The organism is Streptomyces sp. NBC_01017 (assembly GCF_045162795.1).
Taxonomy (GTDB): domain Bacteria; phylum Actinomycetota; class Actinomycetes; order Streptomycetales; family Streptomycetaceae; genus Streptomyces; species Streptomyces machairae.
On sequence record NZ_CP108683.1, the window covers coordinates 4,435,324 to 4,459,683 of the forward strand.

The following is a 24,360-nucleotide window of genomic DNA, read 5'->3' on the forward strand; positions in this document are numbered from 1 at the left end:
CGGCCGAACATTCGGAAACGGCACGGCCCCTCCGAGCGGCTCACTGGAGCAACTCGGAAGGGCCGCACGGGAGTTACTTTCTGAGGTGGCCCGGCCCGAAGGCCTGCGGCAGCATCTCCGACAGCGGCAGGATGCCCGCCGGGGTCTCCAGCAGCAGTTCAGGGCCGCCGAACTCGTGGAGCAGCTGGCGGCAGCGGCCGCAGGGGACGAGGACGTCGCCCTCGCCGTCGACGCAGGTGAAGTGCGTCAGGCGGCCGCCCCCGGTGTTCTGCAGCTCCGAGACCAGTCCGCACTCGGCGCACAGGCCGACGCCGTACGACGCGTTCTCGACATTGCAGCCGGTGACCGTACGGCCGTCGTCGACCAGGGCCGCGACACCGACCGGGTATCCGGAATACGGCGCGTAGGCACGGGACATGGCGTCCCGGGCCGCGGCGCGCAGCTTGTCCCAGTCGACGTCGTGGGACGCGGCCGAGGTCACTTGCCCTCGCCCTTCTTGTACGGCAGGCCGTCCGCCTTGGGCATCCGCAGGCGTTGTGCGGACAGCGTGAGGACGACGAGCGTGACGACGTACGGCGTGGCGGAGACGACCTGGTTCGGGACCTCGTTGGTGGTGGCGTACCAGGTGTAGACCAGGGCGCCGACCACCGCGGTGATCATCGACGGCGCGTACTTCTTGCGGATCACCAGCCAGATGGCGCCGATGATCAGCAGGAGCGCGCCGAGCAGCAGCAGGGCGTGCACGTTCGTGGAGCCGCCGCGCAGGTTGAGGCTGTCGGTGTAGCCGAACAGGCCGGCGCCGAGGGCGAGGCCGCCCGGCATCCAGTTACCGAAGATCATCGCGGCGAGGCCGATGTAACCGCGGCCGCTGACCTGGCCCTCCAGGTAGAAGGGGTTGGCGACGATGGAGAGGAAGGCGCCACCGAGGCCGGCCAGGCCGCCGGAGATGATCACGGCGATGTACTTGTACTTGTAGACGTTCACGCCGAGGGACTCGGCCGCGACCGGGTTCTCACCGCAGGAACGCAGGCGCAGACCGAAGGCGGTGCGCCACAGGATCCACCAGGTGCCGGGGATCAGAGCGATGGCGATCAGGGTCAGCCAGGAGACGTTGGTGACCAGACCGCCGAGCAGGCCGGCGATGTCGGAGATGAAGAACCAGCCCTGGTTGTTCAGGTCCCGCAGCCCGTCGGACAGGCCGGGCACCGTGAAGTGGCCGAGGGAGTCGATCGCCGGGGACTGCTTGGCGGAGCCGCCCGCGTGGCCCTCGAAGGCGAGGGGCGCGAGGTAGCGGGTGATGCCGAGGGCGAGGATGTTGATCGCCACACCGGAGACGATGTGGTTGACCCTGAAGGTGACGGTGGCGATGGCGTGCAGGATGCCGCCGATGCAGCCGCCGAGGATGCCGAAGACGACACCGGTCCACGGGCCCCACTGGAAGCCGGCCCAGGCGCCGAACCAGGTGCCGAAGATCATCATGCCCTCGAGGCCGATGTTGACCACGCCGGCCCGCTCGGCCCACAGACCGCCGAGGCCGGCGAGACCGATCGGCACGGCGAGCTGGAGGGCGGTGGACATCTGGCTGACGTTGGTGATGCCGTCGGCGCCGGTGATCAGGCGGACGATCGAGGTCAGCGCAAGGGCTCCGGCGATGACCAGGAGCAGGACGGGCCACGAGAGGCGGCGGCCGGTCGGTGCCGCGGGCTGCAGCGTGGGCTGGTTGACGTCGGTCGCCGAGGTCGGGGCGCTCATCGGCCAGCCACCTCCTTCGTGGTGTTGTTGTCGGCGCCGAGGACGTGACCGGCGGCGAGTTCGGCGCCGACCTGGCGCTGCTGGCGGCGCAGGCCCCACTCACGGACGGCCTCGTAGGAGACGACGACCGAGAGCACGATCAGGCCCTGCATGATGACCGCGATCTCCTTGTCGTAGCCGTGGAAGTCGAGCTCCGGCGAGGCCTTGTCGAGCCAGGCCCACAGCAGGGCGGCGAACGCGATGCCGACGGGGTTGTTGCGGCCGAGCAGGGCGATGCCGATGCCGAGGAAGCCGATGCCGGTGGGGAAGTTCAGGCTGTACGTGTGGGTGTCGCCGAGCAGGATCGGCAGACCGGCGAGACCGGCGAGACCGCCCGAGAGCAGCATGGCGGTGAGCACCATGCGCTTGGGGTCGACACCACTGGCCGCGGCGGCGGTCTGCGAGGCGCCGGAGGCGCGCAGGTCGAAGCCGAACCGGGTGCGGTTGAGGACGACCCAGTAGGCGATGCCGAGCAGGACGGCGAGGAAGACCAGGCCGTAGATCTCGCCGGCGTCGCCCACGCTGATGCCGGGGACCCAGCCGGACTCGTGCATCTCGCCGGTGGTGTTGTTGTTGCCGACCTTGACGCCGAAGACGTTCGGCAGCCACAGGTAGGCGATGACCGACGTGGCGATCGCGTTGAGCATGATCGTCGCGACGACCTCGCTGACACCGCGGGTGACCTTGAGGACACCGGCGATTCCGGACCAGAAGGCGCCGGTGCAGACGGCGGTGAGGAGCAGCAGCGGGATCTGCAGGGCGGCCGGCAGGTTCGCGTGGGCGCCGACGATCGCGGCCATCATGGCGGCGAGCTGGTACTGGCCGTCGACGCCGATGTTGAACAGGTTCATCCGGAAGCCGATGGCCACCGCCAGAGCCGCGATGTAGTACATCGAGGCCTGGTTGATGATCAGGACCTGGATGTCCGAGAAGCCGAGCTGCTCGAACATCAGGGTGTACGGCTCGACCGGGCTCTTGCCGGAGGCGATCAGCACGATCGCGCTGAGCACGAAGGCCACGGCGAGCGCGATGACCGGGCCGGCCACCGCGAGGAGCACGCGCTCCTTGTCGAACTTCTTCATCAGCGGGCCTCGTCTTCGCCGGACTCGGGAGACTTGCGGATCTCGGGGGTGTCTGCCGGGGTCTCGGGGGTCTCGTCGTGTTCCAGGTGACCGGTCGCGGCGCCGGTCATCGCCGAACCGAGCTCCTCCGGGGTGACGGTGGCCGGGTCGGCGTCGGCGACCAGCTTGCCGTTGTAGATCACGCGGAGGGTGTCGGACAGGCCGATGAGCTCGTCGAGGTCGGCGGAGATCAGCAGCACGGCCAGGCCCTCGCGGCGGGCCTCACGGATGTGGTCCCAGATCGCGGCCTGCGCGCCGACGTCCACACCACGGGTCGGGTGCGCGGCGATCAGGAAGCGGGGCGTGTGGCTCATCTCGCGGCCGACGATCAGCTTCTGCTGGTTGCCGCCGGACAGGGAGGCGGCGGTGACGTCGATGCCGGGCGTGCGGACGTCGTACGCCTCGACGATGCGACGCGTGTCCTCCTGCGCGGCCTTCGGGTTCAGCCAGACGCCCTTGGCGAGGGGCTTCTCGGTGACATGGCCGAGGATGCGGTTCTCCCAGAGGGGGGCATCCAGGAGCAGACCGTGGCGGTGGCGGTCCTCGGGGATGTAACCGATGCCCTGCTCGCGGCGCTTGCGGGTGGCCCAGCCGGTGATCTCCTCGTCGATGAGGGTGATCGTGCCGGAGTCGGCGCCCTTGAGGCCGATGAGCGCGTCGACCAGCTCGGTCTGGCCGTTGCCCTCGACGCCGGCGATGCCCAGGATCTCGCCCGCGTGGATGGTGAACGTGATGTCGTCCAGCAGGGCCTTGCCGCCCACCGCCTCCAGGCGCAGCTTGTCGACGGTGATGACCGGGCGGTCGGTGACCGTGGACTCGGCGGTCTCCGGCGTCGGCAGCTCGCTGCCGACCATCATCTCGGCCAGCTGCTTCGGAGTGGTCTCGGCGGGCACGGCCGTACCGACCGTCGTGCCGCGGCGGATGACGGTGATCTCGTCGGCGACGGAGAGGACCTCGCCGAGCTTGTGGGAGATGAAGATGACCGACAGGCCCTCGGACTTCAGCTCGCGCAGGTTGTCGAAGAGCGCGTCGACCTCCTGCGGCACCAGGACGGCCGTGGGCTCGTCGAGGATCAGCGTGGTGGCGCCGCGGTAGAGGACCTTGAGGATCTCCACGCGCTGGCGGGCGGCGACGCCGAGCTCCTCGACCAGGCGGTCGGGCTCCACGCCGAGGCCGTAGCGCTCGGAGATCTCCTTGATCTTGCGACGGGCCTTGGCGCCGATGCCGTACAGCTTCTCGCTGCCCAGTACGACGTTCTCGAGGACGGTGAGGTTGTCGGCGAGCATGAAGTGCTGGTGCACCATGCCGATGCCGCGGACGATGGCGTCGGCCGGCGACGAGAAGGTGACCTGCCGGCCGTCGATGGCGATGGTGCCCTCGTCCGGCTTCTGCATGCCGTAGAGGATCTTCATCAGCGTCGACTTGCCGGCACCGTTCTCGCCGACGAGGGCGTGGACGGTGCCCTTGCGGACGGTGAGGTGGATGTCGTGGTTGGCCACGACGCCCGGGAAACGCTTGGTGATCCCGGCGAGCTCGACGGCGGTCACCTGACCGTTGACCGCCGCTCCGGCCGGAGGGCTGCTGGACGCGTTGATGGCGCACTCTCCTGGGGACGGGGGTCGTCTACGCGCGTAGCGCCCCTATGGCCTGATAAGGGGCCGACGCACCGCGACAACGGGGTACGGGGAGAATCCTCCCCGTACCCCGTTGAGCGGACGTAACCCCTCGGTTACCGCTGCTCAGGGTCTTGCTTCAATCAGCTGGACTTGACCTTGATCTCGCCGCTGATGATCTTCTCCTTGGCCGTCTTGATGGCGTCCTGCAGCTCGGTGTTGTCCGCGAACTTCGGGTTGGAGTTCGACAGGCTCACCTCGCCGGTCTTCAGATCGCCACGAACGATACCGGTCTCGGGCTTGCCGTCCTCGACCGACTTCGCCAGGTTGTACACCGCCTTGGCGACGTCCTTCATCGCCGAGGTCAGGATCGAGTCCTTGTACTTGGCGAGGGCTTCCTGCTTGTACTGGTCGGAGTCGACACCGATCGCCCACACCTTGTTGGCGGCGGCGGCCTCGATGACACCCTGACCGGACAGACCGGCGGCCGCGTAGACGACGTCGGCCTTCTTCTCGATCTGGCCCTCGGCGGCCGACTTGCCCTTGTCGGGGCTGGAGAAGCCGCCCTCCTCCGCGGTCTGCGTGAGGTACTGGGTCAGGACCTTGGCCTGCGGGTTGGTGTCCTTGACGCCCTGCTCGAAGCCGGCCTGGAACTTGTGGATGAGCGGGATGTCCACACCGCCCACGAAGCCGACCGTGTTCGTCTTGGTGCTCTTGGCGGCGGCGACGCCCGCCAGGTACGAGGCCTCCTCCTCGGAGAAGACCAGGTCGGCGACGTTCTTCGACTCGACGGTGGAGTCGTCCACGATGCCGAAGGTGGTGTCGGGGAACTTCTCCGCGGCGCCCTTGACGGCGGCCGCGTAGGCGTAGCCGACACCGACGACCGGGTTGTAGCCCTGCTTGGCCAGGGAGGCCAGGCGCTGCTCCTTGTCGGCGTCCGTCTCACCCTCGGTGGGCTCGACGTCGGCCGTGTCGTACTGGAACTCCTTCTTCGCCTGCTCCAGGCCCGCGTACGCGGCGTCGTTGAAGGACTGGTCGCCCTTGCCGCCGACGTCGTACGCGATGGCGAGACCCTTGTTGCCCTTCGAGTCCGACGAGGCGGACGTCGAGGTGCCGCCGCAGGCGGAGAGCGCGAGGGCCAGGGAGGCGGTCGCTGCGCCTGCGACCGTGATCCGGGAAATCCGGCGCATGTGTAGGTGCTCCTTAGTACAAGCGCCGGACGGTACAGCTCGGTACAGCTTCACAGCAACGGCGCTGGCTTTCGCCGCAGATTAACGCGCGTAGACCAACCTGAAAACCCCTTCTGTCCACCTTGTTATGCGCCCGTGGCCAAGTCCACGCGCGACCTTGACCCAGGGCTTGCCGAAAGCAAAGCGGGAGCGGAGGCGGAGGGGCCGGGGACAGCGAAGCGGGCGGGCACCCTCGGATGCCCGCCCGCTTCCAGCCGTACCAGGTTGTACGACGCTGTACGACGTCGTACGTCGACCGTGACTACTCGGTCTTGACCTTGATCGAGCCGTCGATGATGCCTTCCTTGGCCTTCGCCACGGCCTCCGTGAGGCCCGGGATCTTCGCGAACTCCGGGTTGGTCTCGGACAGGCCGACGCCGTTGACCTTCAGGTCGAAGGTCTGGGTGCCGGTCAGCGGCTTGCCGTCCTCGACGGACTTGGCCAGCGCGTAGACCGCGCCGCCGACGTCCTTGAGCGCGGAGGTCAGGATGTAGCCCTTGTACGAAGCCAGGGCGGCCTGCTCGTACTGGTCGGAGTCGACGCCGATCGCCCAGACCTTGGCCTTCGCGGCAGCCTCGATGACGCCCTGACCGGACAGACCCGCCGCCTGGTAGAGGACGTCGGCGTTCTTCTCGATCTGGCCCTCGGCGGCGGCCTTGCCCTTGTCGGGGCTGGAGAAGCCGCCCTCCTCCGCGGTCTGCGTCAGGTACTGCGAGAGGACCTTGACCTTGCCGCCGCTGGTGTCCTGGACGCCCTGCTTGTAGCCGGCCTCGAACTTGTGGATCAGCGGGATGTCCACACCGCCGATGAAGCCGACCGTGTTCGTCTTGGTGGCCTTGGCGGCGGCGACGCCCGCCAGGTAGGAGGCCTGCTCCTCGGCGAACACGAGCGAGGCGACGTTGTCGCCCTCGACCACCGAGTCGACGATGCCGAAGGTGGTGTCCGGGTACTTCTTGGCCACGGCCTCCATCGCGGGGCCGTAGGCGAAGCCGACACCGATCACCGGGTTGTAGCCCTGCTTGGCCAGGGAGGCCAGGCGCTGCTCCTTGTCGGCGTCCGTCTCGCCCTCGGTGGGCTCGATGTCGGCCGTCTTGTACTTGAACTCCTTCTGGGCCTTCTGCAGACCGGCGTACGCGGCGTCGTTGAAGGACTGGTCGCCCTTGCCGCCGATGTCGTACGCGATGGCGAGACCCTTGGTGTCGCCGCTGCCGTCACTGTCGCCGCCGCTGTCGCTGCTGGTACCACCGCACGCCGTGGCGGCGAGCGCGATCGACGCGACCCCCACCGCGACACGGGTCAGTTTGGATGTCCGACGCATCGTGAAGTCCCCATTCTCCAAGCCCCGCAGTGGGTGCTGAGTTCGGCGCACATTAACGCGCGTAGACACTCCTGGGAACGGGGTTTCGCCCGGCCGTTATCCATTCGTGCCGATGGCCGGTTACGTCCTTGTGAACCACCGGATCGAAAGGCACGCATGGGGCGACAGCACCGGTGGTGCCTTCGCCACGATGGCGCTCAGGACCGCCCGCCATGGGGAAAGACTCCCCCCGCTCGGCGCGGCCCGCAAGCGGAGCGGAGCGTAGGGTGCAACGCCGTGCACGGCCGCGCCACAAAGGGGCGCGGGACTGCGTCGACACGCGGCTCCGCCACGCGGGTGCGACCAGCCACGACGGGCCCGAGCCCCCTACGGCGACCGGCCCCCGCCTGACCCACGGCGTCGAGCGCGGCGGGTCCTGCCCAACGCCGTGCACGCCACGCCGCAAGGGGCGGCGCGGGGCTGTGTCGACACGCGGCTCCGCCACGCGGGTGCGACCAGCCACGACGGGCCCGAGCCCCCTACGACGACCGGGCCACGCCTAACCCGCGGCGTCGAGCAGCGCTGCCGCCGTGAACAGCTCCACGCCCACCTTGATGGCGGACTCGTCCACGTCGAAGTCGCCTTGGTGCAGGTCGCGCCCGATCCGGTCGCCGGGCACACGGACCCCCAGCCGGGCCATGGCGCCGGGCACGTGCTCCAGGTACCAGGAGAAGTCCTCCCCGCCGAGGCTCTGCTCGGTGCTCTCGACGGAGTCGGCGCCACGGCGGGCGGTCATGGCGGCGCGCAGCAGCTCGGTCGAGTCCTCGTCGTTGACGACGGGCGGGACGCCGCGGACGTAGTTGATCTCCGACTTGGCGCGGTGCAGATTGGCGACCTCGTCGATGGCGGCGACGACGAGATCGGGCGCCTGCCGCCAGGTGTCGAGGTCCAGGCAGCGTACGGTCCCGGAGAGCTCGGCATGCTGCGGGATGACGTTGGGCGCGTGGCCGGACTCGATCCGGCCCCAGGTCACGGACAGGCCGCTGCGGGCGTCGGTGCGCCGGGCGACGACAGCGGGCACGTCGGTGACGACCCGGGCGGCGGCGGTGACCAGGTCGGTCGTCAGATGGGGGCGGGCCGTGTGCCCGCCGGGCCCGTCCAGGGCGATTTCCAGCCGGTCGCAGGCGGAGGTGATGGGGCCCACCCGCAGGCCGAGCTTCCCGGCGTCCACCTTGGGGTCGCAGTGCAGGGCGAGGAACCGGCCGACCCCTTCGAGCACCCCGCACTTGATGGCGTCGAGGGCGCCGCCGGGGAGGACCTCCTCGGCGGGCTGGAAGAGGAGGCGGACGGGGCGGGGCAGCTGCCCGCGCCTGTGCAGCTCGGCCAGGACCAGGCCGGTGCCCAGCACCACGGTGGTGTGCACGTCGTGCCCGCAGGCGTGCGCCCGGTCCGGCACGGTCGAGCGATACGAGCACTCACTCTTCGTGTCCGGGATGGGCAGGCCGTCGATGTCGGCGCGCAGGGCGAGCATGGGGCGCTCGCCGTCCCACTCCCCGATGTCACAGACGAGCCCGGTTCCGGAGTCGAGTACGCGGGGCCTCAGGCCGGCCTTCTCCAGGCGGCCCTTGATCGCTGCGGTCGTACGGAACTCCTGGTTGCCGAGCTCCGGGTGCATGTGCAAGTCGCGCCGGAACTCGATGAGTTCGGCACGGAGCGCCTCCGGCAAGGTGCCGGGAAGGACGGCTTCCCCGGGATGATCGGCTTCGGACTCTGGGGACATCAGTTGCTTCACCCGCTCAAGGGTAGGAGGCCGGGGTGGCCAACTGACCCTCGATCAACAAAAGTTCAGCCCGTTAGGGGAAGAAAATCTGGCCGCCCGACGCATGGGTGTGGGTTGAGATGGGTAAACACTTCAATTCTCTACGCATACCACGCTCCGCGCTCCCTCAGCGGCTCTGTTCACCTTGTGGGATCGCACTGCTACCCCCATGCGGGGCGAGCGGCTGCGGCGAGGACTGGCTGCCCTGACATGGGCGGGAAGCGTCTGACCTGCGTCGCCACCAGCACCGGAAACACCCTTGATCGCCGACCCGTGAACTGCGCCACGCGGGCGGGCCTGCTCCAGGGACCGAACCGGACCTACCGGAGATCATCCAGATCGCACTCGATCAGCTCACCTGGATGGCCCTGGACCGACGTGATCACAGGCGTCCTGACGCGCATCGACGCCCTCGCGAACCCCGGCGGCCCCTGCCGGACCCTGGCGGACCAAGGGGGCAACCATCAGGCGCCTCAGGCCGGTTGCGTGCGCTTTCTGTCATCTTCCGGCGGTGCGATCGCCGCCCCGCCCGGAGCCTGTGACGGTCCCGTGACCGGAGGAGTGGCTTCCGCCACAGCCCGGCCGCCCCTGTCCTGGTGAGGTGGCCGGATGCGTACCGCCCTGCGCGCCCTGCGCTGCCACCTGCCGCCGCTCCTGGTTCACCTCCTGATAGGCGTCCCCGCGGCCCTCGCCTTCGTCTGCGCGCGCTGGTACCTCGCATACGGCCACTGCGAGTACGGCGACCTCGGCCGCCGCGACCTGGACGGGTGCACCTACGACCAGATCGAGAACAGCGGCTTCGCCCTGATCGCCCTGATCCTGATCGGCTCCCTCGTCCTCCTCCTGCTCCTCCTCTTCGACGTTCTGCGCCCCCTGCGCGCCGGCCGTCCCCTCAAGCCACACCTGCTGACCCTGCCGGCGGTCTTGATCCCTTACGCGGTGTACGTGACGAACGGCGGGTGATCAGCTGCAGGCCGTCACGTCAGGTGGTCCGGGAACAGTCGGCGCAGCCCCGGTGAACGCACCGGTTCCCGCCCTCCGTCCTGACTAAGGTGCGCCCTGTGACCGCCGACATCCCCGCGAACCCCGGATACGCCGACTTCCTCAAGGCCACCCGGGCCTCGTACGACGCGATAGCCCCCGCCTACACGGACCACTTTCCCGACTGGCTCGCCGACAGCGCGCCTCTGGACCGCTCCCTGATCACCGCCTTCGCGGAAATGGCCCGCGAGCTGGCCCCTGCCCCCGTCGCCGACCTGGGCAGCGGCCCCGGCTCCGTCACCGCCCACCTCAACGCCCTCGGCATCCCGGTCTTCGGGGTCGACCTCTCGCCGCGGATGGTCGCCCTGGCTCGCCGCGCGCACCCCGAACTACGGTTCCACGTGGGCTCGATGACCTCCCTCGACCTCCCGGACGAGACGCTGGGCGGGGTCATCGCGCTGTACTCGGTCATCCACATCCCGACCGAGCATCTCGCCGCCACGTTCGCCGAGTTGCACCGCGTCCTGGTCCCCGGCGGGCATGTACTCCTCGGGTTCCAGTCCGGCAGTCCCGACGGCGACGAGGAGCACCTCCACCTCGCGGAGCGCTTCGGCCACGAGATCTCGCTCGACTACTACTGGCGCACCCCGGAGGCGGTCGCCGCCCACCTGGCCAAGGCGGACCTGCCGGCCCAGGCCCGCGTGCTGCGCGAGCCGGTCGACGGGGAGACGCGCCCCCGCGCGTTCGTCCTGGCCCGCAAGCAGGCGTGACCTACCTGGCCAGTTCGCACCACACGTACTTGCCCCGGTTGCCGTGCCGGGACAGCGGCTGCCATCCCCACAGGTCGGAGCAGGCCCGGACGAGGGCGAGGCCGCGCCCGTCCTCCAGTTCGGCCGGGTCATCCAACGGCCGTGGCGGTTCGGGCGGTTCGGGATCGGCATCCCAGGCCCCGATCCGCAGCACGCCCGCCGCCCAGCGCACCCGCAGGGCGGCGGTGCCCTTCGTGTGGCGTACGGCGTTGGACACCAGCTCCGTGGCGAGCAGTTCGGCGACATCCACGAGGTTGATCAGGCCGTGCATGGTGAGGATCAGACGGAGGGTTCGGCGGGACACGGTGACGGCTCTGACGTCGTTCGGGATGTAGAGGGAGTACTCCCAGGACTCGGGCTCGGTTTCGGGCATGCGTCAGCTCCGGTTCGGTGGTGTGGGGGTGCGGTGGGCGGGCGGTGGCAGTGCCGCAGCCGTCGTGGCAGGACGGAGTGGTGCGCTTCCGGGGTCCCGGGGTTCCGCAGGGTGTGCGTCGCGTCACCGACGGTAGGGCCACAATTTGGGACCTTGCAAGCCGTTGCCATAATCTCTCCCTCGAACGAGGTGCTGCCCCACAGCAGTTGGGCAGGCAAGGAGGAAGACATGGCGCGCAGGAAACAGCCCACCGCACGCCAGGAGCGCCTAGGCTCCGAACTGCGCAAACTTCGTGAGGCCGCAGGACTCAAGGGACGTGACGCCGCCGCGCTGCTCGGCACGGACTCAGCTCAGTTGAGTCAGATCGAGTTCGGCACAGCGGGAGTGAGCGAGGAACGCGTACGACGCCTTGCAGCTCACTACGCCTGTACGGACACCGAGTTGACCGAGGCCCTGGTGGCCATGGCAACGGACCGGACACACGGCTGGTGGGAGGAGTACAGGGGGCATCTGCCCAATTCATTTCTGGACCTGTCCGAGCTGGAACACCACGCCACCTCCCGATGGGACGTGGACCTGCTCCACGTGTCAGGCCTTCTGCAGACCGAGGACTACGCACGGGCGCTCTTCTCGACCCGCATTCCGGAACTCCCGGAGAGCGAGCTCGAGTTGCGTGTGCGGCACCGCATGCAGCGGCGTCTGATCATCCAAGGGGCCACGCCTACCCCGTACGAGGCGGTGATCCACGAGGCGGCACTGCGAATCAGAGTCGGCGGCCGGGCCGCCGCACATGCTCAGCTCGCCCGCATCCTGGAACTTTCCGAAGCGGACCACGTCACCGTCCGCGTCATCCCCTTCGCCCTGGACCGCTTCGACGACACCGGCAGCGCCATGATCTACGCGAACGGCGTCGTGCCGAAGCTGGACACCGTGGTGCGCGACGGCCCGCACGGCACGACGTTCATCGATTCCGAGGCCCAACTCGGCGTCTTTCGAACGCTTTTCCGTAGAGTAGAAGCTGCGTCACTCGGTCCTGAACGGTCGCGTGAACTGATCCACAAGCTGGCCAAGGAGCTGTGAGGCACACCGTGAACACTCCCGACAACTGGCGGAAGTCGTCGTACTCCGGTGGCGGCGACGGCAACGCCTGCGTGGAAATCTCAGACCGCCGCACCCACATAGCCATCCGCGACTCAAAGGCCCCGGCCCACGGAACCCTCACGGTCCCCACCGAGGCCTTCGCCCCCTTCATCGAAGCCTTGAAGGCCCCTTCAGCCCAGTGATCACACAGCCGTAACCGCCGACAACCGGTGCACATCCCGCGCCGTCCCCGTAACCCCCGACAAGAACCCCTGCGCCCGCGGCGACGCGTTCTCCGTCAGCCACGCCGGGTCGATGTCGCACACCGCCACCCGGACCTCGGTCCCCGACAGCGCCAGCGGCAGGGTGTGGACGACCGTCGACGGGAAGCTCAGGATCGTACGGCCGATCGGACCCCGGCGCGCGATCAACTCCAGCGGGAGATCGGGCCGTACGACCTCCAGACCCGTCTCCACCGCCAGCCGGTGCAGCTTCTCCGCGCTCTCACGGCGGTGGGCGAAGTAGCGCGTGGCGCCGTGGGCCTTGGCCAGGGAGCGGACGGCTTCGAGGTAGCGGTCGCCGTCGACCACACCCGTTTCGACGAGGGACGTGCCGACCATGTCCGCGCCCTTGGTGATGCGGGGCGGCCCGAAGCGGTCGCGGGTCCAGGCGAAGGTGTTGGCGGTGACCGTCACGCCGGCCAGGGTCTCCTCCATCGGCATGGAGGAGAAGATCTCGACCTTGCGGTGCTCGCTCGGCGTCAGACGCTTGCGGGCGGCGGCGGACACCGGCGCGAAGACCAGGTCGCGGGGGCCAGGGCGGCCGCCCTTGCGGTGCCAGCGAACCAGGCGCTCACCGCGCGCGAGTTGGGCGACGAACTCCATGGTCGCCGTGCCGTCGTCGACGACGACGATGTCACGGGCCTTGGTGATGGTCAGCAGGAGTTGTACGTAGCGGGAGAAGGGGTCGCCCAGGACGATCCGGTCGGCACGGCGCAGCAGGCCCGCCAGGCCGCCGATCGTCTGGAAGGGAGCCGCCGGGCCGCCCCGCGCCTCCTCCCAGCGGACCGCGTGCCCGTCCTCGCGCGCCAGTTCGGCCATCCGGCGCAGCTGGCCGCGGGTCATGGGGTCGTTCGGGGACAGGACGACGAGGGTGAGTCCCGTGCCGACGGCATGCCGGCGGGCGTGCGCCCACTCCAGCACATTGAGGAGCTGTACCGGGCTCTCGACGAAGGCGAGAGTGTGGGGGCCGGTGTTCCCGGCGCGGGGGCTCATCGACGTACGACCGTCCCGTCGTAAGGCGCTCATGCGGCGCTCGTATTCAGCTCGTGCAGCTCGCGCTGCTCGTGTTCGGGAAGCTCGAAGGGCGCCGAGCCCGAGCGCCCCTGCTCGGGGCACTCGGACATCGGCGCGCGTTCGAACTCGGGGCGTTCCGGGTCAGACCGAAACCGGCTCGCCCGCCGCCGCGGCGATCTCCGCCTCGGCGACCGCACCGGCGACGCGGCGCAGCTTCTTCATCGGGCCCAGCTCGGAGTCGTAGACCTTCTTGACGCCGTCACCGAGGGAGGCCTCGATGGTGCGGATGTCGCGGACGAGGCGCACCAGGCCCTGCGGCTCGACCGAGGCGGCCTGGTCCGAACCCCACATCGCGCGGTCCAGGGTGATGTGACGCTCGACGAAGACGGCGCCGAGGGCGACCGCGGCCAGCGTGGTCTGCAGGCCCGTCTCGTGGCCGGAGTAGCCGATCGGGACGTTCGGGAACTCCTTCTCCAGCGTGTTGATCACGCGGAGGTTGAGCTCCTCGGCCTTCGCCGGGTACGTCGAGGTGGCGTGGCACATGACGATGTTCTCGGAGCCGAGGACCTCGACCGCGTGACGGATCTGCTTCGGCGTCGACATGCCGGTGGAGAGGATGACGGCGCGGCCGGTGGCGCGCAGCGCCTTCAGCAGCTCGTCGTCCGTGAGGGACGCGGACGCGACCTTGTGGGCCGGGATGTCGAACTTCTCCAGGAAGGCGACGGCCTCGGTGTCCCACGGGGAGGCGAACCAGTCGATGTTCTTGGACTTGCAGTACTCGTCGATCTGGCGGTACTCGTCCTCACCGAACTCCACGCGGTGGCGGTAGTCGATGTAGGTCATCCGGCCCCAGGGGGTGTCGCGCTCGATGTCCCACTGGTCGCGCGGGGTGCAGATCTCCGGCGTGCGCTTCTGGAACTTCACGGCGTCACAGCCGGCCTCGGCGGCCACGTCGATGAGCTTGAAGGCGTTCTCCAGCTCACCGTTGTGGTTGATGCCGATCTCGCCGCAGATGTAGACGGGCTTGCCCGGGCCGACTTCACGCGAACCGAAGGTGCGCAGGCGGGAGTAGGTGCTCATGGCAGAGATGTCCTTACTTGGTGAGGGAATCGAGAGAGGGGCCGAGGATCCAGCTGGCGATCTCTCGGATTGCGCCGTCGCCACCGGGGGTGGTGGTGACCGCGCGTGCGGCGCCGCGCACGACGTCGTGGGCGCTCGCGACCGCCACGGGCCAGCCCACGAGGGCGAAGCACGGGAGGTCGTTGACGTCGTTGCCGACGTAGAGCACGCGCTCAGGCGCGATGCCCTGCTCCTCGCACCACTGCTTGAGTGCGAGGTCCTTCCGGTCGATGCCGTGCAGCACGGGAATCTGCAGCTTCCGTGCGCGGGCGGCGACGACCGGGTTCTGCTCCGTGGAGAGGATGAGCATCTTGAGCCCGCTCTTGCGCAGGGCTCCGATGCCGAGGCCGTCTCCGCGGTGCACGGAGACGAACTCCTTTCCATCGGCATCGATCAGCACCCTGTCGTCTGTCTGGGTGCCGTCGAAGTCCAGTACGACCGCGTCGATGTCGTCGGCGGTCGGGAGCGCGCCGGGCCGGTCCGCGTCGAACAGCGGGGCCAGCGCGCGGGCGCGGGCCAGGTCGTGGGGATCGTCGATCTCCAGGACCCGGGCGGGGTCGGTGCGCACGAGTTCGGTGCGGCCGAAGAAGCGGTGCTTGTGCTGGCGGAAGCCGTCGGCGTCCATCGCGTAGGCGGCGCCGGTCTCCAGGAAGTCCTGGGGGCGGTCCTGGCGGCGCGGGCGGAAGGACTTGTCGTGGTTGACGCCGTAGCCGCCGCCGCTGGTGGTGGTGCGGGTGGTGACGGTGTTGGTGCCGCCCTCGGCGGCCTCGCGCTCGGCGCGCAGGGCGGCCGGCTCGTCGTCGCCGTGGCGCCACACGAAGCCGTGGAAGGGCGCGACGGTCAGGGCCGTGTCGGCGCCGTTGGCGACGATCGCCTTGACGACGCCGTCGAGGTCCTCGCGGATGATGAACGGGCTGGTGCACTGCACGAGCAGGACCACGTCCACCGGCGAGCCGTGCACCGCCTCGTGGGCGTCCATGGCGTGCAGGACGGCCGCCTCGGAGGTGGCGGTGTCACCGGCGATGGCGGCGGGGCGCAGCACGACCTCGGCGCCGGCCTGGCGGGCGGCGGCCGCGATGCCCTGGTCGTCGGTGGAGACGACGACGTCCGTGACGAGCCGCGAGGCCCGGCACTCACGCACGGCACGCGACACCAGCGGTACGCCGCCGACGGGCATGAGGTTCTTCGCGGGCACGCCCTTGGAGCCGCCGCGCGCGGGGATCACGGCGAGCACCCTGGGCACCGAGGTGCCTTGACCTGCTTCCGGGTTGGACATGGGCTCCACTCCTTGGGCTCCTTGCAAAGGCTTCGGGGCGCGTCCCGGCGCCCCGGTCGGGTCGCTCACAGCTCCCCCATCCGCCGGATGACGGGGGCCACGCGCTGCACGCCGTGCCGGTAGGCGCCGCGCGCCGCCCGGCGCACGATCTGCCGGACGGGGCCGGGCTCCCTGTCGTGGGCGGGGGCGCCGGGCAGCGGGCTGCCGTCCGGGCCGAGGTGGTGGCGGGCGAGGATGCCGGGCAGATAGCCGGGCGCGGTGGCCGGCGTGTAGTACGGCGTGAGGGCGGGCAGACCGCCCGGACGTTCCAGCAGCTTGGTGATGCGCTCGCGGGCCGCGTCGAAGGCGGTGGCGTACGAGCCGTCGGCGCAGACGCCCTGCCGGGAGACCCATTCCTCGTCGGGCGTCGGGCTGTACCCGTCGTCCAGCCGGTCCCAGGAGGCGAGGCAGCCGGAGCCCACGAAGTGGTGGTTGCCGAGCACCTCGCGCACGCCGAGGTCGCTGAGGACGACGGTGGGGATACGGCGGTGCAGCGACTCCAGCGCCGCCGTGGAGCTGATCGTGACCAGCAGGTCGGTGCGGTCGAGGACCTCGCCCATGTTCCCGTACACCAGTTTGAAGTTGGCCGGCGGGTCGAGCCGCTGGACCAGCTTCTGGTACGGCAACTCCTCGATGTGCGTGGTGTGTTCGCCCGGCTTGGAGCGCAGCTTGAGCAGCACCTCGCGCTCGGGGTGCCTGCGGGCATGCTGGATGAGCCGGTTCAGCAGGTACGTACGGTCCTTGCGGCTGTCCGGCACGGAGGGCTGGGCGGCGAAGACGACCGTGTACGGGTCGTGCTCGCCGGGGTAGGGCGCGCCGCCGAGGAACGGTAGGGCGACCTCGGTCACCGCCGAGGAGTCGGCGCCGACCCCGACGTACACCGCGCGGAAACGCTCGGCGTCCTGGCGGGAGTTGGCGAGGACGAGGTCCGCGCCGTGCCGCAGGAGCAGGCCGTCGGCGAGCTTCTCGTAGACGACACCGACGTAGCCGGTGACGATCACGGGCCGCTGGGGCTGCTCTTCCCAGACCCGCTTGAGGCCGTGCAGCATGGCCTGTACGCCCCCGCCGACGAGGGCGAGGACCAGGACGTCGTACGACTCCTGCGCCATGGTGCGCAGGAACTCGACGGCGCTCACCTCACGGAGGGAGTCGGCGTGGACGCCCACCTCCTGGAGCTGGCGGGCGGTGGGGGTGGCCCGGCCACGCAGGAGGAATCCGTCCAGACGGATGTCCGAATCCTCCGGGGAGATACGGTTCGCGGTGAGCGCGCCCCATTTCCACCGGGTATCGGAATCCGCGAGGACGGCAACTCGTCGGGTCTTCGTCGCACTTGCTGGCACACCGAAGACGCTAGGAAGCCTTTTCGAGGTTCTGCCCAACCAGAATGCAACAGACGGTTAACAGCACATCGACGAACGGCGAATCGAGCCGGGAACGGGCTGTAAAAAAGCCCGGTTCACGGCTTCGCCACACGTCGTTCACCTCGATTCAAGGCGATCGTCAAGACGAATGACGGGCTTCGTCCTAACGTCCATTGCGTGGTCAAGCTCTCCGTCATCGTGCCGTTCTACAACGTGCAGCAATACGCGCCCGACACCCTGAGGAGCCTGCGTGCGAACGCACGTGAGGACTTCGAATTCATTCTCGTCGACGACTGCTCGCGCGACGGGACGCCAGAGATCCTCGCGCGCGCGGAACGCGAGTTGCCAGGCGCGGTATATGTCAGACACGAGAAGAACGGGGGACTGGCGACCGCGCGCAACACCGGTATCGACCGCGCACGCGGCGAGTACCTGACGTTCCTGGACGGCGACGACTGGCTCGCCCCCGGCTACTACCCCCGGCTGGTCGCCGCGATCGAGGAGTTGGGCTGCGACTTCCTGCGCACCGACCACGTCCAGTGCACGGCACGGGCGCGCGCTGTGCACCGGGTGCCGCACGGGCGCCGGAACGTCGTGATGACTCCGCGCGAGGCGATCCTGCCCGCCGACCGTTCCACCTCCGTCGACTACGCGTACGCCTGGGCGGGGATCTACCACCGCCGGCTGGTCGACAAGGGGGTGCTGCACTTCACCGACGGGCTGCGTACCGCCGAGGACCGGCCGTGGATCTGGAAGCTGCACCGGGAGGCGGATTCCTTCGCCGCGGTGAGCCTGCTCGGCGTCTTCTACCGGCGTGGGGTCGCCTCTTCGCTCACCCAGATCGGCGATGTGCGCCAACTCGATTTCATTCGTGCGTTCGACCAGGTCATCGAGGAAACCGCGCAGGACCGGGAGGCGGACAAACTCCTGCCGAAGGCCGTGCGTACTTATTGCGCCATCATTTCCCATCATCTGGGATCCATCGAAAGGTTCGAGCCCGCGGTGGCGAAAAAGCTGAAATCCATGAGTGCCGCGGCCCTGCGCCGCATGCCGCAGAACGTACTGGACGAGGCGCTGGACTCCATGGACATCCAGCGCGCCACGCGGCTGCGCCGGCTGCGTCGCCGTCCCGCTCCTGCGGGGGTCGCCGCGTGACCACCCAGATCTTCCAGGCGTCCACCCTCTACGGCGTGGCCACCCTCGCCACCGCCCTGGACTCCGGCTGCTTCCGCCCCGCCGACCGGCGCATCCTGCTGGTCTGCAACAACGCCACCACGCCCGAGACGACGCCCGGCCTCGACGAGATGCCGGGCTTCGAGCGGCTGCGTGAGCGCTTCGACAACGTGCTGTCGTACAACGAGACGATCTTCCCCTTCCACCCCGGTGGCTGGTCGCCCCGGCAGGACGACCTGCCGCTGTGGGAGAGGTTCCTGCGCCACGAGTGGCAACTCGGCGACGACGACGTCGAGTTGGCGGTGGAGTCGATCCAGGTCAACCCGTCGCTGGGCATCGCGCAGATCTTCACCGGCGCGCCGGTCACCGTCTACGCCGACGGCCTGATGAGTTACGGCCCCACCCGCAACAAGATCGACCCGCTGGTCGGCACCCGCGTGGACCGGGTGCTCCACCTCGACCTGGTGCCCGGTCTGAAGCCGCTGCTGCTCACCGAGTTCGGTGTGCCGGCGGAGATCGTGCCGACTCCGGCCATCACCAAGGTGCTGGCGGAACTCGTCGCTTCCGGTGACGCGCTGCCGGAGATCGAGGAACCCGCGCTGCTGCTCGGTCAGTACCTCTCCGCGCTCGGCATCCTCAGCGATGACGAGGAGGAGGACCTGCATGTGCGGATGCTGAAGGGCGCGGCCGGGCTGGGCCACGACAAGGTGGTGTTCAAGCCGCACCCCTCGGCTCCGGCCCGCTTCACCCGCAGCCTGGAGAAGGAGGCGGAGAAGCTCGGCGTCGAGCTCACCGTGCTCGACACGCCGGTTCTCGCCGAGGTGCTGTACCAGCGGATGCGGCCCGCGCTGGTGGTGGGCTGCTTCTCCACGGCCCTGCTCACCGCGTCCGCGCTGTACGGCCTGCCGGTCGCGCAGGTGGGCACCGAGCTGCTGCTGGAGCGGCTGACACCGTACGAGAACAGCAACCGGGTGCCGGTCACGATCGTGCACGCGCTGCTTCCGGAGCTGGGCGACCGTACCGCGGTCACCGAGCAGCGCCGGAGCATGGACGTCGGTGCGCTGGGGGCGCTGGTGCGTGCGGTGGGCTTCGCGATGCAGCCGAAGATCCTGCCGGGGCTGCGCGAGGAGACGGAGCGCTACCTCTCCAAGAACCTGAGCGAGCGGACGCTCCGCTACTTCAAGCGCAAGCGCCTCACCTCCCTGGCCCTGCCGGGCGGCCTCCCCGCCCAGCTGTCCTTCATCCCCCGCAACGCCACGGTCCGCCGCATGGCCCGAAAGGCCCGCAACCTGCGACGGGCGGTACGCCGCTGACGCCTGGCCGGCGGACCACTCGGAAGGGAACTGACGGCGTCTTGACGTCGGGGGCGCCCCACGCCCCTCTCTCTTCGGCACGGGGCCTCCGGCGGCCGGCCACGGAAGAGAGGCCGTTGTGGTGCACCCGGCGCGAGGCTGACGTGAGCCCGGAATGCGCCCGCCGGGGGCCCTGACGGAGCGCCTTCGCGCGAGGCTGTCCGAGCAGGAGGAGCCTCCGGCCGGCCGCGGAAGAGTGGCGGCGCTGCGGCGAGGCTGTTCGAGCGTGGGGGCCTGCGGTCCCCGGCCACGGCAGGGACAGCGCTGCGCACAGCCCGCCGAGGGCGACGCCGCGCGGGGGCGCCCATCGGGCCATTCGACGTCCCGCTGATACGCCCGGAGGACCCCGCCCGCCCCTCCCCGTCGGGCAGTTGTTCAACTGCCCTCACCCACCCGGGCCCGCCCCCAACAAGGCACCCCCGCGTCGCCGGAACGACACTCCGTCTATGCGGCGTTTTCACAACCGGGGGGCGTCGCGCGGGTGAGGCCGGTGGGGTCGGAGTTGGAAGCGACGCATAGGTGAACTCGCGCGGACGGCGGGGCGAATCTTGCGCCGCTCGCCGAAGTGGGCGCTTGGATTCGGACTAGTGTGCTGTGGTCCGGCTGAATCCCAGCGAGGGGAATCCTGTGATCGACACGCCCGAGGACACCAAAGTGACCTCCACGGGCACCGTGGTACGCACCGTCCTCCCACCGGTCGCCTCGTCCCGCCCACCCAAGCCGGACAAGCCTCGCGAGACCCGGTTGCGCGCACTGGACGGACTGCGCCTGGTCGCCGCGCTGATGGTGGCGGCGTACCACTACGGCGGCCGCGGCGGCGAGGTCACCGACGCCTGGGGAAGCTCGCCCCAGCAGCAGTTCCCCACGCTGCACGGCTACTTCGCGTACGGCTGCCTGGGTGTCCAGGTGTTCTTCGTGATCAGCGGGTTCGTGATCTGCATGAGCGGCTGGGGCAGGCCGCTGAAGTCGTTCTTCGCGTCCCGCGCCGCCCGGCTGCTGCCGGCCTACTGGGCGGCCATCGTCATCGTGACGCTCGTCTTCGCACTGCCCGTCGTCACGTACAAGGCGGTGTCCCCCAGCGACGCCCTGGTGAACCTGACGATGCTTCAGCAGCCGCTGGGCGTCGACCGGGTGCTCGGCGTGTGCTGGACCCTGTGGGCGGAGATCCGCTTCTACGCCCTGTTCGCGCTGTGCGTGGTACTGCCCGGCGCGACCCGCCGCCGCGTGATCCTGTTCTGCGCCGTCTGGACCCTCGCCGCGGTCATCACGGAGGGTGCGCAGCAGCCGCTCCTCGACATCGTCCTGATGCCCGAGTACGCCCCGTACTTCATCGGCGGCGTCGGCCTGTACCTGGTGCACCGCGACCGCAAGGACGTGTACGCCTGGGGCATCGTGATCGTGAGCTGGCTGATCGGCCAGCACTACGCGGTGTCGCGGCTGTGGCACGCCCCCGACGTGGACGCGTTCTCCTACCGCAGCTCCTTCGGCATCATGCTGGTGGTCACCCTGGGCTACGTCGCCGTGGCCGCGATCGCCCTGGGCCGGCTGCACTGGGCCAACTGGCGCTGGCTGACGGTCGCGGGCGCCCTGACGTACCCCTTCTACCTCGTGCACGAGCACCTGGGCTGGGTCGTCATCAAGGCACTCCACCAGGGGCTGAACATCCCGTCGTACGCCACCGTCCTGCTGACCGTCGGCGCGATGCTGCTGCTCGCCCGGCTGCTCAACCGGTACGTGGAGGACTGGGCCACTCCGCTGATTCGCCGCAAGCTGGCCTCGATTCCCAGGAAGAATTAAGGAAGCGGTAAGACACCTGGTCAGCGGGGATGTGCGCATGCACGTCCCCGCTTTGCTTCTCCTGCGCGCCATCTGCCGTTCAACTGCCGCCCCTGGGATGCGGAGGCACAGCGCGAAAGAAAGGTGTCACCGTGCGAGACCCTCGGATGACGGCGATCAGCAAGGGACTGAAGCGTCGGGGCAGGCTGATGATGCAGGCCGTGAGCCCACCGCGCGGGAACCTGAACGCCGTCCCCTCGCCCCGCAGCGCGGATGACGCCGAAGCCGGCTACACCGCCCCGCCCGCTCCGCCCGCTCCGCGCCTGGTGGAGTCGCCGGTCTTCGTGCTGTCCTCGGTGCGTTCCGGCTCGACGCTGCTGCGGGTGCTGCTGAACAGCCACAGCCGGATCCGGGCCCCGCACGAGATGCATCTGCGCACGCTGCACGTGCACCTCTCCCGCGAGTTCACCGCGGCCGCCATGCGGGAGCTGGAGCTCGACAAGGACGAGCTGGAGCACCTGCTGTGGGACCGGGTTCTGCATCTGGAGCTCACCCGCAGCGGCAAGGACGTCATCGTCGACAAGACCCCGCCGAACACCCTCATCTGGCCCCGGCTGCACCGATGTTGGCCCCAGGCACGCCACATCCTCCTGCTGCGTCACCCGGCCGCCGTGATCGCGTCCCTGACCAGCCGCCGGGCGGACCCCGACCACGAGGCCGTCCGGGCCGAGGTCCTCGGCTACAGCGAGAAGCTGGAGGAGGCGCGGCAGAACCTCGACGCCCATGTGATCCGGTACGAGGAGCTGACCGCGGAGCCGGAGCGGGTCACCCGCGGCATCTGCGCCTACCTCGGCCTCCCGTGGGAGCCCGGCATGCTCGACTACGGCGCACAGGACCACGGCACCCTCCGCCCCCAGCTCGGCGACTGGTCCAGCACCCTCAAGTCCGGCCGGATCCAGCCCGCCCGCACCGCCCACCCGGACGTCGAGCTTCCGAAACGGCTGGCGGAATTGGCCCGCGCATGGGGCTATCCGGACTGAAAATCGCTGGTCGAGGCCCCGCCGGGCGCGGCCTGCCACGGCCCGGCGATCCGGTACACCGCGCGGAAACCGATGAGCCCCCCGTTGACCATGCGATGTTGTCCTGCCGTTCATCGCACAGCTGGTTTGGCGTATTCGCACGGGGCAGACACCGGAGTACCCCGTCCGACTCGCAGGATCACAACGGAGTGCTCGCGCCTATGGCAGCCACACAGTCCTCGCCCGCCGTCCGACGCCCCCGCACCCTTGACGACGTCCCCGGCTGGTTCCCCCCGCTCGACCAGGTGCTCTTCGACTGGCTCCTCGACCGGCAGCAGTCCTCGGGGATGCGCGGCGACCTGCTGGAGGTCGGGGTGTTCATGGGTAAGAGCGCGACCTTCCTCGGCCGGCGCCTCCAGCCGGGTGAGCGCTACACGGTGTGCGACCTCTTCGAGGGAGACGCGCCGGACGACGCCAACAAGGCGGAGTCGACGAAGTCGTACAGCGCGCTGACCCGGCAGGCCTTCGAGGAGAACTACCTCTCCTTCCACGACGAACTGCCGCGCGTCCTTCAGGGCCCCAGCTCGATCGTGCCCGACGAGGTCCCGGCGGGCTCCTGCCGGTTCGTCCACGTCGACGGCTCGCACCTGTACGAGCACGTGTACGGCGACATCGGCGCGGCTCACGACCTGCTGCTGCCGGACGGGGTGGTCGTCCTGGACGACTTCCGCTCCGAGCACACGCCGGGAGTGGCGATAGCCACCTGGGAGGCCGTGATCAACCGTGGCCTGCGCCCGATCTGTCTGAGCACCCAGAAGCTGTACGCCACCTGGGGCGACCCCGAGCCGGTCCAGGAGGAGCTGCTGGCGATGGTGCGGGCCCGCAAGGACTGCCACCTCAGCGTCCAGCAGGCGGCCGGACACCGCATCATCCGCCTCAAGGCCAAGGGCATGCAGGCCCCGCCGTTCCCGCCGTCCCGGCACGCGGACAGCATCCCCGCGGAGCCCTCCGCGCCCGCCGCGCCCGCCGCCTCCGCCGCTCGCCCCGCGCGTCCGAAGCCGCCGCGCAGCCGCGCCCGCAAGCTCGCCGCGGATGTGCTCCCGCCGGTCGTCACCCGCGCGATCCGCAACGCCCGCCGCCGGGCGAGGTGATCCGCCGCACCGCTCAGCCGACCCCGTACCGCGCCTCGATGCCGGCGATCACCACCGCCAGCCCCTCCTCGAAGTGCCGGTCGTAGTCGGTGAAGATCTCCGCGCCCGCCTGAGCCGACAAGGGAAAGTCGGCCATCAGGCGGGCGCGCTGCTCTATGTCGTACCCCTCACGGCGTTCACCCGCGAGCGGTTCGACGCCCTGCTCCTCGGTGACGAAGCCGAGGGTGTAGAAGTACGTCGTCGAGGTCGCGCGGACCGCGTCGGCGAGGGCGAAGCCGGCGGCCGTGAACAGGCGCAGGTTGTCCTCCATCTGCTCGGCGTGCTCGATGCCGGTGAAGCGTGAGCCGCTGAAGACCTTGGCCCCGTCGCGGTAGCCGAGCAGCGCCGCGCGCAGCCCCCGGTTGGACCTCAGGAGCCGCTCCCGCCAGCCCTCGTCCGGGTCGAGGGGCGTCGCGGCGACCATCCGCCGGTACATCTCGGTCGCCATCTCGTCGAGCAGCGCCTGTTTGTCCTTGAAGTGCCAGTACAGGGCCGGCGCCTTGACGTCCAGTTCCTTGGCGATGGCCCGGAGGGTCAGGCCGTCGAGGCCGACCTCGTTCAGGAGCTTGAGGGCGGTGTCCGCGACGCGTGTGCGATCGAGGGGCGCTCGGCGTTCCGTATTCACGCTTGACAGCTTAACGCCGTTA

At 69.6% G+C, this 24,360-nt stretch carries 22 protein-coding genes; 9 read left to right on the plus strand and 13 right to left on the minus strand.

What is annotated here, in order from left to right; all coding sequences use genetic code 11:
• Positions 1–73: 73 nt before the first annotated feature.
• From OG331_RS20020 to OG331_RS20050, 7 genes are all read right to left on the minus strand, one after another.
• On the minus strand, positions 74–481 hold the full coding sequence (locus tag OG331_RS20020) for a cytidine deaminase (protein ID WP_406198106.1): 408 nt from the start codon (positions 479–481) through the stop codon (positions 74–76).
• Positions 478–1,752 carry an ABC transporter permease gene (locus OG331_RS20025; protein WP_406198108.1) on the minus strand — a complete coding sequence of 425 codons (1,275 nt, stop codon included), beginning with the start codon at positions 1,750–1,752 and terminating at the stop codon, positions 478–480. The genes OG331_RS20020 and OG331_RS20025 overlap by 4 nt, the downstream gene beginning before the upstream one ends.
• Complete coding sequence (locus OG331_RS20030) at positions 1,749–2,873, minus strand: ABC transporter permease (protein ID WP_406198110.1); 1,125 nt, start codon at positions 2,871–2,873, stop codon at positions 1,749–1,751. Before OG331_RS20030 ends, OG331_RS20025 begins: the two co-directional genes overlap by 4 nt.
• Positions 2,873–4,459: an ABC transporter ATP-binding protein gene (locus tag OG331_RS20035; protein WP_406198113.1), complete on the minus strand. Its 1,587-nt coding sequence runs from the start codon at positions 4,457–4,459 to the stop codon at positions 2,873–2,875. The genes OG331_RS20030 and OG331_RS20035 overlap by 1 nt, the downstream gene beginning before the upstream one ends.
• Positions 4,460–4,668: 209 nt before the next feature.
• Positions 4,669–5,715 carry a BMP family protein gene (locus OG331_RS20040; RefSeq protein ID WP_406198116.1) on the minus strand — a complete coding sequence of 349 codons (1,047 nt, stop codon included), beginning with the start codon at positions 5,713–5,715 and terminating at the stop codon, positions 4,669–4,671.
• 301 nt (positions 5,716–6,016) lie between these two features.
• Complete coding sequence (locus tag OG331_RS20045) at positions 6,017–7,072, minus strand: BMP family protein (protein ID WP_406198118.1); 1,056 nt, start codon at positions 7,070–7,072, stop codon at positions 6,017–6,019.
• 538 nt (positions 7,073–7,610) lie between these two features.
• Complete coding sequence (locus OG331_RS20050) at positions 7,611–8,831, minus strand: M20 family metallopeptidase (protein ID WP_363046720.1); 1,221 nt, start codon at positions 8,829–8,831, stop codon at positions 7,611–7,613.
• A 648-nt stretch (positions 8,832–9,479) separates the two neighbouring features.
• Between OG331_RS20050 and OG331_RS20055 the strand changes: the two genes are divergently transcribed.
• Positions 9,480–9,833: a hypothetical protein gene (locus tag OG331_RS20055; RefSeq protein ID WP_406198121.1), complete on the plus strand. Its 354-nt coding sequence runs from the start codon at positions 9,480–9,482 to the stop codon at positions 9,831–9,833.
• 98 nt (positions 9,834–9,931) lie between these two features.
• Positions 9,932–10,621 carry a class I SAM-dependent DNA methyltransferase gene (locus tag OG331_RS20060; RefSeq protein WP_406198124.1) on the plus strand — a complete coding sequence of 230 codons (690 nt, stop codon included), beginning with the start codon at positions 9,932–9,934 and terminating at the stop codon, positions 10,619–10,621.
• Between the two features lies 1 nt (position 10,622).
• Here the strand turns inward: OG331_RS20060 and OG331_RS20065 are convergent, their stop codons facing one another.
• Positions 10,623–11,033 (minus strand): ATP-binding protein, encoded by a 411-nt coding sequence (locus OG331_RS20065; RefSeq protein ID WP_406198127.1) that lies wholly within the window; start codon positions 11,031–11,033, stop codon positions 10,623–10,625.
• A 228-nt stretch (positions 11,034–11,261) separates the two neighbouring features.
• Here OG331_RS20065 and OG331_RS20070 point away from each other — a divergent pair, with 228 nt between their 5' ends.
• Both OG331_RS20070 and OG331_RS20075 read left to right on the plus strand, forming a co-directional pair.
• A complete protein-coding gene (locus OG331_RS20070) occupies positions 11,262–12,113 on the plus strand; it encodes a helix-turn-helix domain-containing protein (RefSeq protein ID WP_406198130.1) in 852 nt (283 codons plus the stop codon).
• 8 nt (positions 12,114–12,121) lie between these two features.
• Positions 12,122–12,316 (plus strand): DUF397 domain-containing protein, encoded by a 195-nt coding sequence (locus tag OG331_RS20075; protein ID WP_406198132.1) that lies wholly within the window; start codon positions 12,122–12,124, stop codon positions 12,314–12,316.
• On the opposite strand, the gene OG331_RS20080 is transcribed toward OG331_RS20075, so the two are convergent.
• The 4 genes from OG331_RS20080 to OG331_RS20095 all read right to left on the minus strand — a co-directional run bounded on the left by OG331_RS20080 (position 12,317) and on the right by OG331_RS20095 (position 17,182).
• Entirely contained in the window at positions 12,317–13,387 is a 1,071-nt protein-coding gene (locus OG331_RS20080; protein WP_406210150.1) for a hypothetical protein, read from the minus strand. It abuts the gene before it with no gap.
• Positions 13,388–13,549: 162 nt separating this feature from the next.
• Positions 13,550–14,488, minus strand: coding sequence for an N-acetylneuraminate synthase family protein (locus OG331_RS20085; protein WP_391393857.1), 939 nt, complete (start codon positions 14,486–14,488; stop codon positions 13,550–13,552).
• A 13-nt stretch (positions 14,489–14,501) separates the two neighbouring features.
• Entirely contained in the window at positions 14,502–15,803 is a 1,302-nt protein-coding gene (locus OG331_RS20090; protein ID WP_406198134.1) for a cytidylyltransferase domain-containing protein, read from the minus strand.
• 65 nt (positions 15,804–15,868) lie between these two features.
• Complete coding sequence (locus OG331_RS20095) at positions 15,869–17,182, minus strand: DUF6716 putative glycosyltransferase (protein ID WP_406198136.1); 1,314 nt, start codon at positions 17,180–17,182, stop codon at positions 15,869–15,871.
• Positions 17,183–17,380: 198 nt separating this feature from the next.
• Here OG331_RS20095 and OG331_RS20100 point away from each other — a divergent pair, with 198 nt between their 5' ends.
• From OG331_RS20100 to OG331_RS20120, 5 genes are all read left to right on the plus strand, one after another.
• Complete coding sequence (locus OG331_RS20100; protein ID WP_406198139.1) at positions 17,381–18,358, plus strand: glycosyltransferase family 2 protein; 978 nt, start codon at positions 17,381–17,383, stop codon at positions 18,356–18,358.
• On the plus strand, positions 18,355–19,689 hold the full coding sequence (locus OG331_RS20105; RefSeq protein WP_406198141.1) for an alpha-2,8-polysialyltransferase family protein: 1,335 nt from the start codon (positions 18,355–18,357) through the stop codon (positions 19,687–19,689). The genes OG331_RS20100 and OG331_RS20105 overlap by 4 nt, the downstream gene beginning before the upstream one ends.
• A 666-nt stretch (positions 19,690–20,355) precedes the next feature.
• On the plus strand, positions 20,356–21,525 hold the full coding sequence (locus OG331_RS20110; protein WP_406198143.1) for an acyltransferase family protein: 1,170 nt from the start codon (positions 20,356–20,358) through the stop codon (positions 21,523–21,525).
• A gap of 146 nt (positions 21,526–21,671) precedes the next feature.
• Complete coding sequence (locus OG331_RS20115; protein ID WP_406210153.1) at positions 21,672–22,544, plus strand: sulfotransferase family protein; 873 nt, start codon at positions 21,672–21,674, stop codon at positions 22,542–22,544.
• Between the two features lie 200 nt (positions 22,545–22,744).
• Positions 22,745–23,674, plus strand: coding sequence for a class I SAM-dependent methyltransferase (locus OG331_RS20120; protein ID WP_406198146.1), 930 nt, complete (start codon positions 22,745–22,747; stop codon positions 23,672–23,674).
• Positions 23,675–23,687: 13 nt separating this feature from the next.
• Here the strand turns inward: OG331_RS20120 and OG331_RS20125 are convergent, their stop codons facing one another.
• Positions 23,688–24,338, minus strand: coding sequence for a TetR/AcrR family transcriptional regulator (locus OG331_RS20125; protein ID WP_328424254.1), 651 nt, complete (start codon positions 24,336–24,338; stop codon positions 23,688–23,690).
• Positions 24,339–24,360 lie beyond the last annotated feature (22 nt).

What these genes read in the sequence shown, in the direction of transcription:
- OG331_RS20045 (WP_406198118.1), bottom strand. Translation starts at nt 7,072, where the DNA reads ATGCGTCGGACATCCAAACTGACCCGTGTCGCGGTGGGGGTCGCGTCG.
- OG331_RS20025 (WP_406198108.1), bottom strand. Translation starts at nt 1,752, where the DNA reads ATGAGCGCCCCGACCTCGGCGACCGACGTCAACCAGCCCACGCTGCAG.
- OG331_RS20070 (WP_406198130.1), top strand. Translation starts at nt 11,262, where the DNA reads ATGGCGCGCAGGAAACAGCCCACCGCACGCCAGGAGCGCCTAGGCTCC.
- OG331_RS20055 (WP_406198121.1), top strand. Translation starts at nt 9,480, where the DNA reads ATGCGTACCGCCCTGCGCGCCCTGCGCTGCCACCTGCCGCCGCTCCTG.
- OG331_RS20120 (WP_406198146.1), top strand. Translation starts at nt 22,745, where the DNA reads ATGGCAGCCACACAGTCCTCGCCCGCCGTCCGACGCCCCCGCACCCTT.
- OG331_RS20030 (WP_406198110.1), bottom strand. Translation starts at nt 2,873, where the DNA reads ATGAAGAAGTTCGACAAGGAGCGCGTGCTCCTCGCGGTGGCCGGCCCG.
- OG331_RS20080 (WP_406210150.1), bottom strand. Translation starts at nt 13,387, where the DNA reads ATGAGCCCCCGCGCCGGGAACACCGGCCCCCACACTCTCGCCTTCGTC.
- OG331_RS20115 (WP_406210153.1), top strand. Translation starts at nt 21,672, where the DNA reads ATGACGGCGATCAGCAAGGGACTGAAGCGTCGGGGCAGGCTGATGATG.
- OG331_RS20040 (WP_406198116.1), bottom strand. Translation starts at nt 5,715, where the DNA reads ATGCGCCGGATTTCCCGGATCACGGTCGCAGGCGCAGCGACCGCCTCC.
- OG331_RS20085 (WP_391393857.1), bottom strand. Translation starts at nt 14,488, where the DNA reads ATGAGCACCTACTCCCGCCTGCGCACCTTCGGTTCGCGTGAAGTCGGC.
- OG331_RS20065 (WP_406198127.1), bottom strand. Translation starts at nt 11,033, where the DNA reads ATGCCCGAAACCGAGCCCGAGTCCTGGGAGTACTCCCTCTACATCCCG.
- OG331_RS20090 (WP_406198134.1), bottom strand. Translation starts at nt 15,803, where the DNA reads ATGTCCAACCCGGAAGCAGGTCAAGGCACCTCGGTGCCCAGGGTGCTC.
- OG331_RS20050 (WP_363046720.1), bottom strand. Translation starts at nt 8,831, where the DNA reads ATGTCCCCAGAGTCCGAAGCCGATCATCCCGGGGAAGCCGTCCTTCCC.